Source organism: Chitinophaga sancti, from assembly GCF_034087045.1.
Lineage (GTDB): Bacteria > Bacteroidota > Bacteroidia > Chitinophagales > Chitinophagaceae > Chitinophaga > Chitinophaga sancti_B.
The window spans coordinates 8,033,892-8,046,991 of the sequence record NZ_CP139247.1 but is presented as its reverse complement, the minus strand read 5'-3'; the positions used below and the strand labels follow the sequence as shown (position 1 = coordinate 8,046,991).

At 43.5% G+C, this 13,100-nt stretch carries 10 protein-coding genes; 6 read left to right on the top strand and 4 right to left on the bottom strand.

Annotation, left to right across the window (positions count from 1 at the left end; all coding sequences use genetic code 11):
* Window positions 1-25: 25 nt before the first annotated feature.
* Entirely contained in the window at window positions 26-2,140 is a 2,115-nt protein-coding gene (locus SIO70_RS32235; RefSeq protein ID WP_320577890.1) for a M48 family metallopeptidase, read from the bottom strand.
* Between the two features lie 257 nt (window positions 2,141-2,397).
* On the opposite strand from SIO70_RS32235, the gene SIO70_RS32230 reads away from it, so the two are divergent.
* On the top strand, window positions 2,398-3,732 hold the full coding sequence (locus SIO70_RS32230; protein WP_320577888.1) for an ATP-binding protein: 1,335 nt from the start codon (window positions 2,398-2,400) through the stop codon (window positions 3,730-3,732).
* Window positions 3,733-3,774: 42 nt separating this feature from the next.
* Here the strand turns inward: SIO70_RS32230 and SIO70_RS32225 are convergent, their stop codons facing one another.
* Entirely contained in the window at window positions 3,775-4,935 is a 1,161-nt protein-coding gene (locus SIO70_RS32225; RefSeq protein ID WP_320577886.1) for a hypothetical protein, read from the bottom strand.
* A 203-nt stretch (window positions 4,936-5,138) separates the two neighbouring features.
* Here SIO70_RS32225 and SIO70_RS32220 point away from each other — a divergent pair, with 203 nt between their 5' ends.
* Together SIO70_RS32220 and SIO70_RS32215 are read left to right on the top strand one after the other, a co-directional pair.
* The gene (locus SIO70_RS32220; RefSeq protein ID WP_320577884.1) at window positions 5,139-5,750 is read left to right on the top strand and encodes a hypothetical protein; all 612 of its coding nucleotides are present in this window, start codon (window positions 5,139-5,141) and stop codon (window positions 5,748-5,750) included.
* 13 nt (window positions 5,751-5,763) lie between these two features.
* The gene (locus SIO70_RS32215; RefSeq protein WP_320577882.1) at window positions 5,764-6,276 is read left to right on the top strand and encodes a GNAT family N-acetyltransferase; all 513 of its coding nucleotides are present in this window, start codon (window positions 5,764-5,766) and stop codon (window positions 6,274-6,276) included.
* A 19-nt stretch (window positions 6,277-6,295) separates the two neighbouring features.
* Here SIO70_RS32215 and SIO70_RS32210 read toward each other — a convergent pair whose 3' ends face one another.
* Entirely contained in the window at window positions 6,296-7,753 is a 1,458-nt protein-coding gene (locus SIO70_RS32210; RefSeq protein WP_320577880.1) for a DUF6600 domain-containing protein, read from the bottom strand.
* A gap of 526 nt (window positions 7,754-8,279) precedes the next feature.
* Here SIO70_RS32210 and atpD point away from each other — a divergent pair.
* Window positions 8,280-9,782, top strand: a complete 1,503-nt coding sequence (gene atpD, locus SIO70_RS32205; RefSeq protein WP_320577878.1) for a F0F1 ATP synthase subunit beta — start codon at window positions 8,280-8,282, stop codon at window positions 9,780-9,782.
* A gap of 26 nt (window positions 9,783-9,808) precedes the next feature.
* Window positions 9,809-10,060, top strand: coding sequence for an ATP synthase F1 subunit epsilon (gene atpC, locus SIO70_RS32200; RefSeq protein ID WP_072359281.1), 252 nt, complete (start codon window positions 9,809-9,811; stop codon window positions 10,058-10,060).
* Between the two features lie 642 nt (window positions 10,061-10,702).
* On the opposite strand, the gene SIO70_RS32195 is transcribed toward atpC, so the two are convergent.
* Window positions 10,703-11,257, bottom strand: coding sequence for a YqgE/AlgH family protein (locus SIO70_RS32195; RefSeq protein WP_320577875.1), 555 nt, complete (start codon window positions 11,255-11,257; stop codon window positions 10,703-10,705).
* A gap of 464 nt (window positions 11,258-11,721) precedes the next feature.
* Here SIO70_RS32195 and SIO70_RS32190 point away from each other — a divergent pair, with 464 nt between their 5' ends.
* Window positions 11,722-13,077: a HAMP domain-containing sensor histidine kinase gene (locus SIO70_RS32190; RefSeq protein WP_320577873.1), complete on the top strand. Its 1,356-nt coding sequence runs from the start codon at window positions 11,722-11,724 to the stop codon at window positions 13,075-13,077.
* Window positions 13,078-13,100 lie beyond the last annotated feature (23 nt).

Genomic DNA, 13,100 nt, shown 5'->3' with positions numbered 1-13,100 from the left:
GTGAAAAGAGGGATGTGGGATATAATTACAACACCGCTTCTAACCATGCCTTTTTCATCAGGATGATACAATTATTATATTGATCCATCACGGTTGTACTAATCTCGTGCAGATTTGTAATCTCTTCCATAATTGGCTCATTCCCATTTATATAATTATAATTATACCGGAGGAAATGACTGATCTTTTCCTGCAAAGTTTTTTCCCAACCCGTTGTTACCTCCGGAATTTGTTTCAGGCGGAGGAGGATCTTCTTTAATAAAGCGCCTTCATCTACCAGGCTATCAAAATATGGTTGGGCACTCACTACCGTCAGGCCCTGTTCACTGAATAGTGAGCTGATGGTATGAAGGATCCTTGCGACAATATCATTTAGTTGCCAGCAGGTAGCCTGGTGTTCAAGTAACGTGTGATATTGTTCCAGTAGTTTTTGTGCATAGGCAGGATCTTTTTTAAAAATGATGGTATAATGGTATTTTATCGCCAGGGTATCATGCGCCAGTAGCCACTCTGTATCCTGCCGGATACTGGATTGCAGCTTAGCACGTACTTTGCCTGCAGCGGTAACCGGATATTGTTTGCCTTCAAATTCAAAATACCTCGTTTTAATATGTCCCTCCTGTATTGCATGCAGGGTATCGGCATCCTGCATATCCCTGAAATATGCACGCAAACGCTGGACTTTGTTTTCTGCGTACAAAGTGGAAACAGAGAGCGTCGCCATCTGTTCATCTGACAAGGGGGTAATATTCCCCTCAGGCAAAATTGGCAATGGGCGATTGTCATAATACTCATTGAAAATCGCCGGCATTGAGTAATCTTTGATTCGGGTGGCAGTTTCTGCGATGAAGTTTTCCACCGGATAGGGTACATATTCAGCAGATGGCTGAATAAAAGATTGACTGAGTAAGGAGGACATTCGCTCCTGCAGCTCTTCTGCATGTTGAAATAGGTGCCATGCACTTTCTCCTTTAATGGCTTTGCGGATATTCGCTGCCATGTAACGTTGTTCCCGTTCTTGGCGGGAAGGATGTGTGGCCCATTGATCGGGTAATTGTATCCTGCTTAGCAGGAATGAACTAAAGTAATTATCTGTCACCAGCGGTAACTGGTGTGCGTCCAGTGCTATTTCGTGTTGGGAGGCATATAGGCGGATCAATGACCTGTGTACTTCATATATATTTCCAAAGCGACGTTGCTGTCGTGCCATTTCAGGAAGTTGCAGCAAACAATGCTCATAAAAGAACCCACTTATTTCCAGCCTGCGCATGGCGGAAATGGCTGCATCTGTACCAGCTACTGTCAGTGCGACTGCATCTGCATGAAATTCCATTTCTCTTCTCAGGCGCATGTACTGTCTGTTGACCATGCCGTACATGAGTCGTAATGCTTTTTGTATATCGCTTACGATCCGGAGATTGATGCGGGCCAGAAGAGCAAATACGATCCACCTGCTGGAAATCCAGCTCATGGTTTTGTGCCAGCTCTGGTTTTCGTAGAGCATGTTGTAGATCATCCTGTTTACGGTGTAAACATAGCTGGCCAGTTTCATACTACGTTGTGAAAAATGGCCGAATTCGTGTGCAATGGCCATGCTGAATTCACTTACGTTCAGACTGTTGACAAGTCCTAAACCTATTTCCAGTTTTTTGCCGACAGGCCAGAACATGTTCAGGAATTTTACCGGATAAATGACTGCGGCATTTACACCGGGGGCGAGGTACACCTTTTTAGGGAAGCGGGTTTTGGTCGATCGCGCAATTTGTTGGAGGCAGTCGAAGAGTGCCGGCTGTTCTTTGCGGGTGATGGGAATGCGGAGTGAAAGGTCCTGGTGCTGGCGGGTAAAGAGGAATTTGATCAGGAACAACACCTGCATAATACCCATGAAAATTATTCCCAGTCCTGCGATGAACAGGAATATAGATAAGATAGTGATGGGGTGGAGCGGGGCGAACATGATAAGACTGACGCCGGCCCAGAGAAAAATGGCGGCGAGTATACCTGCATAGATGAGCAGAAGACCATAGGTGATGAAGAATAGCAGGATGCTTCCCATCATTTTGAGGACCTGCAATCTGAATGATCCCGCAGGTGGGACGGTTGTGGAGTTTTCGGAACTGGCCGAAAAGAAGCTGGACATAGATACAAACAAGTTAGCATAATGATCGCTGAATAAAGCTGAATAAATATAACTTTATTTTGAGAAGTAGAGATGGGGAAATGAGGGAATTTGAGAAAGGATTGCGGCAGCATGGAAGATTTTTCTTTTTTGCCTGGCACTCTCAGCAATGAATTGGCCATAATTAAATAAATCACTAACTTAATATCAGCTAAAGCACCACAGAACGGACCATAATTATCGTGTAGTAAGCAATCATTTTAATATTTCAATTTCTTATGATGTCGCGGATGGTCGCACCCAGGTTGACCTCATGTATTGTACCCCTTCTGGTGCAATCCCCCGATAGTATTATTGCCATTACCATAGCACTATTATTTCTATTAATAGCCGGTGGCGTTATTGTCATGATCTATCGCCTGCGGATGCAATTAAAAAATGCACAATCTGCCTTGTCTGATTCTATGAAAGGCAAGCTGGATATGATTACAAATTTCAACAGGGAAATGCGCACACCACTCAATGCTATCATCGGCATGAGTGAACAGCTTTCTCATACCATACTGGATAAGGAACAACGTGAATTCATGTATTCTATTGAACATGCTGCCAGTACGCTGTTGCGCATTATGAACAATGCACAGGAAGTATATAACCTGGCAAAAGGTGAGGTGCAATTGAATGCACACCCTTTTGAAGTCTACGCTGCCTTTCATGCAGTAACTGAAGAGCAGCGAAAAGCTGCTTTGGAAAAAGGATTGTACTTTGATGCGCTTTATGAAGGCGATCAATATTTGCGTGTACAGGGTGATGAACAACGTCTGAAACAGGTGATACTACACCTGGTGGAAAACGCCATCAGGTATACCACGCAGGGAGGTATACAGGTTATACTGCGTGTGTCAAAAACTGCTGAAGATAAAGTGTGGGTAAGAGTAGAGGTTAAAGATACCGGTATAGGTATTCCTATAAACATGCTTCCTCATTTATTCGGATTTTATAGTGTAGCACGTCCTCCGCAAATGGGGTTGATGAGTGGAACGGGATTAGGGTTAGCTATTATTCAGCATATTCTGCACCTGCATGGTACAAATTTAAATGTTGAGAGTACGCCAGGCAAAGGCAGCACTTTTGCATTTGAAATTTTATACCAGGTATCGGATGCTCGTATGACCTTGATTACGCGCAGGGAGCTGGAGGATATGACCGGTAGTTTTATGGAAGGCAGGCATGTTCTGGTGGCGGATGACCAGGAGATGAATTTGTTATTACTTACACATATTCTGAGCCGTTGGAAATGTAATTTTGATAAGGCTGCAGATGGTATTGAAGCGTATAAATTATTCTCTTTGCACGATTATGACCTGGTGCTGCTGGATGTACAGATGCCGGGGATGACAGGGGTGGAGGTCGTGAAGAAAATCAGGGAGGATAGGGATGTGGCGAAAGCCAGCGTACCAGTGCTGGCTATTACTGCAGATATTACGATTACGGAGAATAGCCGGTATAGAGATTTAGGATTTAATGATTGTATGTTGAAGCCTTTCAGGGAAAGAGATATTTACAACACTATTATCAGACATTTACCTCCTGCGGGTGTAAAGGTATTATAATTAAAACGGCCTCCTTTTCAGGGAGGCCGTTTGTATGTTAACTCAGAGTAGTGGGTGACGTTTGAATTCTTTGGTTCTGTCAAAAAGATAACGGTAAGTCGTTAACCTACGGGTGATAGTTGTTCCCAGCCCTTCTGCCATATTGATCATTTTAGGATTGAAGTCGCCAATCCATTGCATCTCGTATTTTTCATATTTCAGCTTGTTCTGGATAATAGCGCCACCTTCCAGTACCAGGTAAGCATCTGCACCTGTTCCCTGAAATTCAGGTACTATACCAAATAAGATCCCTGTAAAAGTTTTGGTACCCCGGGTCATCTTTAACCAGAGGAGTTTGAGTATCTGTAAGGGACCAAATTTACCATTCAAGTGTTTGAAATACTCATTCAGGGAAGGCAGGTTCAACCAGGCGCCGATAGGTTCATTGTTGTGATAAATGAACCATATGATTTTTTCATCCATCACAGGTTTCATCTGTTTAAACAACTTCATGGCCTGCTGGAAGCCCATCTCCTTATTACCACCGTGGCCTGCCCAGGCTTTATTATACACATGCACAAAGTCTTTTACATACTTTTCCATCCGGTTCTTTTTGAGGTGGCTGGAAGAGAATGCAGGATCTGCTGCCATAGCGGCGTGGCGGTTATAAAACTTTTCCTGCACGCGCTCTTTCACATCCCGACCATAGCAATGCTGGTGGAAGAATGGCAGGAAACCATAATTTTCCATTAGTTGCTTATAGTATGGCGGATTGAAGTTCATAGCATATAACGGCTCGTGAAAGCCTTCTACCAGCAATCCCCACCAGTTGTTTCTTTCACCGAAGTTGATAGGGCCATCCATGGCTTCCATTCCTCTTTCTTTCAGCCAGTCACGGGCATGGTCAAAGAGGAAGTTGGCAGCTTTCTGATCATTGATCGCATCGAAGAAGCCTATACCACCTGTTGGTTGGGTATCTCCCTTGCTCTTATATTTCTTATTTACAAAAGCGGCGATACGGCCTATCAGTTTGCCATTATCATCCTTCAGCACCCAGCGGATCAACTCTCCGTGACGGAATGCCTTGTTCTTTTTCGTATCAAACACCGCGTTGATATCTTTATCCAGGGGACGAACCCATCCGGGAATATCTTTATTCAGCAGCACATGAACGTCTAAAAACTGCTTTGCTGTGTGTTTATCATTTACAATCACAAGTTCCATAGGGGAGATTTAGAGGTGCAAAAATAACGATTGGTAAATATATATTAGCTTCTAAGAATTGATGGGGGGAACATTTATTCTTCAAAAGGCCAAATTTAGCGTGAGGAAAGAGATACTGGTATATAGAGAGGAGGGAAGATTTAGTTTGCGTTTAAGGAGTGGGTGATATTATCACTGGCATCATTTTTTCAGATAAGTCCGTTATGAAACGGAATGTAGGATATATTATCATCATCATTTTTCTAGGTATTTTTCTCGTGATGAGTTATTCCCGGCAGCAGCAGCGGGTAAAGAAGATATTGGCAGAGAATGAACGGTTGAATAATGAGAATCGTCATTTGAGGCAGTCATTAGACATGAGTAGTAATACTGCGCAACAGATTGCGGACAGGGCAGAGGTGAGGGAGCGGCAGAATAGCCAGGGGCAGTTTGTAGATCCCAGGATCTATTATAGAAAGAACTGGAAGCAGTTTATTGCGGTGACGAATAGTGATTACAGAACTGGTTTCCTGGGAGGGATAAAGGATCTGGATGTTATTGTGAAGAACCAGACGGAGTTTGTGGTTGATAATGTGGTGGTGTCGGTAGAGTATCAGAGAGGAAATGGAGAAGTATTTAAGACAGAGCAGTATACTATCAGTGATATAGGGGCGAAGGGGACGAAGTCGGTGAGAGCGGCGGATAGCAGGAAGGGGCAGAAGGTAGTTATTAAGTTAGTGAGTATTACGAGTCAGTCTATGAATTTTTGCTGGGCTGTAAATAAAGTAGTAGATCCAGTTAACCCGGATCCTTTTAAATGTACGCCGGATAAGTAATTATCTTTGGGACATGTTATCGTTCCAGCACACAAAAATTATTTCACCTGAAGTTAATGCATTGTATGAGGCAGCCTTTCCTGAGGAGGAGCGGCGGCCTTTGCCTGCGCAACAGCGGTTGCTGGTGGAGGGGGCATTGCAGTTGCTGAAGGTGATGGAGGGGGCAAGGTTTGTGGGGTTTGTGTTTTGTTGGGGACTGACTGATTTCACGTTTATAGAGCATTTTGCGATCGATCCTGCTATGAGAGGGCAGGGGATGGGTACGAAGGTGATTACCTTATTATTTGAGCGATTTGGTCGGTTAGTATTAGAAACCGAGTTACCGCATACTCTTAATGCGCAGCGGCGGATCCGGTTTTATGAAGCGCTGGGTTTTGCTGCATTTTCCACACCTTATTTACAGCCTCCTTACAGGGAAGGTTGGGAGCCATTACAATTGATCTTAATGCAGAAAGGTATGTTCCAGGAGGAACATACCTTTTCAAAAGTCAGCAATGAAATATATCGGGAGGTTTATGGTCTCTGATAATTAAAGTCTGGCAATATTACCTTTCAGTTCTGCGTGGAGCAGTACGGGAAGGTTGGGATTGCTGTTGTGCCTGTTGTTGCTGTACCCTTTGCTGCTGTGGCTGTGGCTGCACTCTTTGCTGCTGTTGCTGCTGCTGGGTACGTTGTTGTTGTTGCTGTTGTTGAACTCTCTGCTGTTGTTCCTGTTGCGCTCTTTGCTGCTGTTGTTGTTGCTGGATACGCTGTTGTTGTTCCTGTTGAGTCCTTTGCTGTTGCTGTTGTTGCTGTATCCTTTGTTGATTTTGCTGCTGCTGAACACGTTGTTGCTGCTGCTGTTGACGAACACGTTCCTGCTGTTGCTGCTGCTGGATACGTTGCTGGTCATTTACCTGCGTGCGCGTACTGGTATTGGGCGTAGGCGTTGAAGGCGAGGTACGATCAGGCCTGTTAGAATTGTTATTCCTGTCAAGGCCCCTGTCAGAATTGCGATTGTCGTTCCGGTCATTGTTAATGTTGTTTGTGTTATTATTATTGTTTCTATTATCGACCCTGTTAGGGACGTTGTTATTGTTATTATCATTCCTGTTAGGGAGGTTGTTATTATTGTTATTATTGCCCCTGTTAGGAACGTTATTATTCCTGTTATCAACCCTGTTAGGAACGTTGTTATTATTATTCGGACTATTAGGTCTATCGAAGTTATTCCTGTTATTACCGTTACCGCTGGAGAAGTTCCGGTTCTGCTGACCCTGACGTAAGTCATTTGGGTTAGGACGGTATACACGTACCTGGTCATTACCTATTGAACCACGACCTGGGCGATCACTGTTTTCCACACGCATTGGACGGATGTTTGTCCTGGTATAGCGTTCTACATCCCTGGTGGCAGGGCCACGGTAGTAGGTGCGGTTATTAATAATAGTTGTATTATTAATGATGGTAGTACGGTTATAAACTTCTACTCTATTATTATGAGGTACATAATATCGGCTTACATAAGCGTTGGTAATGTACTGGCAGGGTACGAATGACCAGTAGGATACGGGAATATTCACACTCACGCCGATGCTCATACCAGGACCTAAAGGTGCCCAGCCATAATAATCGGTACTGTTTCTCCAGCTCACCCATGCAGGTCCCCATTCGTAACCTGGGATCCAGATCCAGCCATAATAGTCGTCATATGTCCAGCGACCGTAGTGGAAAGGAGCCCATCCCCAATCGTAATCAGACATCCAGGTCCAGCCATAGTCAGTGTATACCCAGTGACCATTGGTAGAATAGGGTTGGAAATCAGGTCCGGCATTTGGAATCCAGCAGTCACCGTAACCTCCATAATTGACCCAGCGGCCATAAGGGCTAAGGGCATCGTAGAAGCCGCCATTAGAAACCTGAAAGTCTTGTGGAGGGCGGGCAGCTACACAGGACATACCGGGGAGTGCAGCAAAGGAGGCTGCTATTGCTATTGTGAAAATATATCGTTTAATGTTTTTCATATATGTAATCTTTTTGGCGGCTGATTACTTTAATGTATAGGATTTAGTTCTACAGCAGTAAAGGAATCAATTGAAATTTAATAGTTTACGAATGAGTAGTGTATAACAGTTGATCAAGTGTTATTGGTGGCTTAGGCTGGCCTGCTGCATTCATTTTCGGATGTTCGCGGTGTCAGAATTTAGCTTGATATAATAAAAACAAATCCTGTGCCGGATTACTTAAATGCTGAGCTGTAGCGGGTTTTAATGGTTTTGTGGGGCTGGTTTTAGCATAATGCTAACATTTGTATGATTCTATATGTGGATAAGAATGATGACAATCATGCATGACAAATGGCTTGGACCTGTTATTTTTACACCTGAGAATGCATAATAATTATGTCTAACATAATTAGCGCAAAGCCACGTTTAAAAGGGGAATTTCGGCGGAATATCCACGGTATTTTGAATTTCCCCTATTAACTGTTACCTTTGCGGCAAAATTAACAAACCGCTCATTTTAAGCATTTATAAACCTCTTAAAAATATGCCTAACACAGGTAAGATCAAGCAAATTATCGGTCCAGTGGTGGACGTCCACTTCGACGGGAAGCTACCCGAAATCTACAATGCACTGGAAATTACCCGCGAAAATGGTCAGAAGGTAGTGCTGGAAGTTCAGCAGCACCTTGGCGAAGATAGTGTTCGTTGCGTTGCAATGGACTCTACAGACGGTTTCGTGAGAGGAATGGTGGTAACAGACAAGGGTGCTCCTATTAAAATGCCGGTGGGCGATGGTATTAAGGGTCGCTTGTTCAACGTGGTAGGTGAGGCTATTGACGGTCTGGGGGATATTGATACTACAAATGGTTATCCTATTCACCGTAAGCCTCCTCGTTTCGAGGATCTGGCTACAGATACAGAAGTATTATTTACCGGTATCAAAGTAATTGACCTGATCGAACCATATGCAAAAGGTGGTAAGATTGGATTGTTCGGTGGTGCTGGTGTAGGTAAAACAGTATTGATCCAGGAGCTGATCAACAACATTGCGAAAGGTTACGAAGGTTTGTCTGTGTTTGCAGGTGTGGGTGAGCGTACCCGTGAAGGTAATGACCTGATGCGTGAAATGATCGAAGCTGGTATCGTTAAATATGGTGAGAAATTCGTTGAATCCATGGAACATGGTGGATGGGATCTGGCAGCTGTTGATAAAGAACAACTGAAACAATCTCAGGCTACATTTATCTTTGGTCAGATGAACGAACCTCCTGGTGCCCGTGCACGTGTTGCATTGTCTGGTCTGACTATTGCAGAATATTTCCGTGATGGAGATGGTACTGCAGGTGGTGGTAAAGATATCCTGTTCTTCGTTGACAACATCTTCCGTTTCACACAGGCAGGTTCTGAAGTATCCGCACTGTTAGGTCGTATGCCTTCTGCGGTGGGTTATCAGCCTACACTGGCTACAGAGATGGGTCTGATGCAGGAGCGTATCACTTCAACCAAGAATGGTTCCATCACTTCTGTACAGGCGGTGTATGTACCTGCGGATGACTTGACTGACCCTGCTCCGGCTACAACCTTTGCGCACCTGGATGCTACTACGGTATTGGATCGTAAGATCTCTGACCTTGGTATTTATCCTGCGGTGAGTCCACTGGATTCTACATCACGTATTCTTTCTCCTTCTATCGTAGGTGAAGCACACTACAACTGTGCACAGCGTGTGAAGATGATTCTGCAACGTTATAAAGAACTGCAGGATATCATTGCGATCCTTGGTATGGATGAATTGAGCGACGAAGATAAACTCACAGTTAGCCGTGCACGTCGTGTACAGCGTTTCCTGTCACAGCCTTTCCACGTAGCAGAGCAGTTTACTGGTCTGAAAGGTGTACTGGTTCCGATCGAAGAAACTATCAAAGGTTTCAACATGATCATGGATGGTGAAGTTGATGAGTATCCTGAAGCAGCATTCAACCTGGTAGGTAACATCGAAGCAGCTATCGAAAAAGGTAAGAAACTGCTGGAAGCAGCTAAGAACTAATTCATTTATCACCCTTAACTTTTAATATGTTATTAGAAGTATTAACACCTGAAAAGAAACTGTACTCTGGCGAAGTGTATGGCGTACAGTTGCCAGGGATAGACGGCTCTTTTGAAGTGCTGAATAATCACGCGCCGTTGATTGCCGCATTGGGCAAGGGCAGAATGAAAGTGCTGAAAGATAAGTCACAGAATGAATTCTATAACATAGAAGGTGGTTTTGTGGAAGTACTAAGGAATAAAGCGACTGTGCTTGTAGAAGGTGCATCAGCAATATAACTGAAATAGCGAATAGCTATAAATGAAATAGGCCGGGTAGGATTACCCGGCCTTCGTTTTGTCCTAACTATTCCAATCTAATTAATAATTACCCTGTTGAAGGAGCGCAGTAAGATTACTGGCCAGGGCGTCTTACAATCAGGACCCACGCCGCGCAGGATACAAGTATCCTACAGCCGCAATTGGGCCTGTTCCTATGAAAATGAATATCTTATATTATGTAATGATTTTTTAATTGTATAACTGTCACATTTATCACAAACCCCTGACCGGAAATAGAGGGTAAGTGATTATATTTTAGTTGTTTCAATTATAGTCCAGGAAGGCATACGTAACATGTGTATCGGTTTGTCCTTCATAGGTGTTTATACTTCGGTTTAGTTCACTTTTTCCAATCATAATACTGATAAACAGGGTCACCAACAATAGATAGCTCTGACTACATTACTATTTTGCTCAAGCAAGATATTTGATTTTTTTTAAATATCCTCGTGCTGAGTGGTCGTTGGGGGATACTAAAATCCAGCCAACAACGTTAGTCGTTGGAACTGAGTCTTTAGGCTTGTAAATATTTTTTTTCTTTTTTTTCCACAACCAGCTATTTACAGCTCATCAGTGGCAAACGGTGCAGTATACACGTTGCTAATTTAATAATGGATCTATGGGGAAGTTGGCCATGATGGCAAAGTTACTGCCCAGGTTCTTTAAAGCTTGTTTCCATATGTTCTCATCTTTTTCATCGAAGATGAGGGCTTTATTGCTGGGTGAAAGTATCCAGCTTTTTTCATTTAATTCATTGTCAAGCTGTCCACTACTCCAACCGGAATAGCCGATGAAGAAACGGATCTTATTGATATCGAGTTTGCCTGCATTGATCAGGTTCACAACTTTATCAAATTCCCCACCCCAGTATACACCGTTGATGATTTCGAAACCACCTTTGATGAGTTCTGGTTGTTGATGAACGAAGTGGATGGTGTCTATCTGCACCGGGCCTCCGTAATAGACAGGGATGTTGGGAATCAATATGTCTGGAACGAGGTCGTGCAGATTTTGATCAAAACGTTTGTTGAGGACGAAGCCAAAACTTCCTTTATTGGATTGGTGCTCACAGAGTAGTACTACGGTGCGGGCGAAGTTTGGATCTTTAAGGAACGGGTCAGAAATAAGCAATATTCCAGGCGACAAGGTTACCATACACATTCAGTTTTATCACTTACTCAAATTTAACTAATTGAATGCAAGTATAGTAGGGAGGGCGTGCATTTTTTTATTATTGATGGCGTAGCCATCAGCAAAATAAATAAAGGAGGCTAGAAAGCCTCCTTACCATTTTATCAACCAAAATCTAAATCGCTTTATGGAACGAATCCATGTCGATGTATGTAGAAAAATTAAAATTGCTTGTTTGTTAAACTGTTACATCAAATTTAGTACCAGTTTGATATAGCAAATGTACGTAAAGAAAGAGAATTACAAACGACTTTGGCCAGTTAAAATTACGTTAAAGTGGTATTTATTTGCGTAATCCAAGCTGGTAAAAGGTTTTAGCGTATTAATTTTATATTAACGTTGCTATAGCAAATATCCAGTTTTAACAAAATAAGCGCTGGAACGCTCACTGAATGTGAGTATATTGTGCGCTTTACGAGCATCCTGAAATGGTACCACTGAAGAAAGTCTTTCCCATCATTGTGGTGTTAATTACACTATCCTTGCTGGGCCTCATTTACATCCAGTTTAGCTGGATCCATAACGCCTCTATCGTACGCAGAGAGCAGATTGAAGAACGCGCTATCAATGTACTTGATAGGGTGCGGGAAGAAATGCTTGCACGCTCCGGTCCCGCAATTCGCCTGAAAATGAATGGTCCCGGCGTCAGGCCTACCGAAAGAGGTTTAACGATCGATAAGTTCAATACACTTGACCTGAATATCGCTGTCAGTGACCGCTTCACGACCGCAGAGGTGAGAAACCTGCTCATCAGCGGACTGAAACGCGAAGGGCTTGATACCACCTTTGAATTCGCGATCGTAGGCAAAGGGAACTTTGGCGAAAGCAGCATTAAAATGCAGTCTGCCGGCTTCCCTAATATGGCCACAGCTGTAGCCCGGGATAGTGTAAACTACCTCGTGAAATACATGCCACTGTTAGGTAGCTATGAATACATGACGGATAATACGGAAACCATGGTGGTACTGCAACCTCGCAATAACATGTCTTTCCTGCTGTCTCTCGGAAAAATGGTTGCCGGTGGTATTCTCTTTACCGGTGTAATCATCACTGCATTTGCACTCACCATCCGCACCATGCTGAACCAGAAGAAGATCTCCGAGATCAAATCTGACTTCATCAACAACATGACGCATGAGCTGAAAACCCCGCTGGCCACCATCTCGCTGGCCATCGATGCGATCGGCAATGAGAAGGTCATGGACAATAAAGAAAAGATCCGCTACTTCTCCGGTATCATCAAAGAAGAGAATAAACGTATGAACAAACAGGTGGAAAGCATTCTGCAATCAGCCTTGTTGGAAAAGAACGAAATTGGATTAAAATTACAACCCACCGATGTGCATGAAGTAATCACGCATACGGTCGAAAATATACAGCTGCAGCTGGCTTCCAAGAATGGTCACGTTGAACTGAGACTGGATGCCATCAACCCGATCATTCAGGCTGATGACGTACATTTCTCCAACGTTATTTTTAACCTGCTGGACAATGCGATCAAGTATTCCAAAGAGAACCTGGAAGTGATTATCTCTACCTACAGCACCCGCAAGAGCCTTGTCATCACTGTATCAGATAATGGTATCGGGATGAGTCGTGATACGATTTCACGTATCTTTGAAAAATTCTATCGTGCACATACAGGTAACGTACACAATGTAAAAGGCTTCGGCCTGGGTCTCAGCTATGTAAAAGCCATCATCGATGCACACAAAGGAAAAATCAAGGTAGAAAGCGCTGTGGGCAAGGGTAGCAAGTTTACACTTGAATTCCCGCAGGACTAATTTATTATTTTTAAAAGGGGTTG

Bases quoted from the DNA above. Each gene is read 5' to 3' on its own strand.
- SIO70_RS32235 (WP_320577890.1), bottom strand. From the start codon at position 2,140: ATGTCCAGCTTCTTTTCGGCCAGTTCCGAAAACTCCACAACCGTCCCA.
- SIO70_RS32230 (WP_320577888.1), top strand. From the start codon at position 2,398: ATGATGTCGCGGATGGTCGCACCCAGGTTGACCTCATGTATTGTACCC.
- SIO70_RS32225 (WP_320577886.1), bottom strand. From the start codon at position 4,935: ATGGAACTTGTGATTGTAAATGATAAACACACAGCAAAGCAGTTTTTA.
- SIO70_RS32220 (WP_320577884.1), top strand. From the start codon at position 5,139: ATGAAACGGAATGTAGGATATATTATCATCATCATTTTTCTAGGTATT.
- SIO70_RS32215 (WP_320577882.1), top strand. From the start codon at position 5,764: ATGTTATCGTTCCAGCACACAAAAATTATTTCACCTGAAGTTAATGCA.
- SIO70_RS32210 (WP_320577880.1), bottom strand. From the start codon at position 7,753: ATGAAAAACATTAAACGATATATTTTCACAATAGCAATAGCAGCCTCC.
- atpD (WP_320577878.1), top strand. From the start codon at position 8,280: ATGCCTAACACAGGTAAGATCAAGCAAATTATCGGTCCAGTGGTGGAC.
- atpC (WP_072359281.1), top strand. From the start codon at position 9,809: ATGTTATTAGAAGTATTAACACCTGAAAAGAAACTGTACTCTGGCGAA.
- SIO70_RS32195 (WP_320577875.1), bottom strand. From the start codon at position 11,257: ATGGTAACCTTGTCGCCTGGAATATTGCTTATTTCTGACCCGTTCCTT.
- SIO70_RS32190 (WP_320577873.1), top strand. From the start codon at position 11,722: ATGGTACCACTGAAGAAAGTCTTTCCCATCATTGTGGTGTTAATTACA.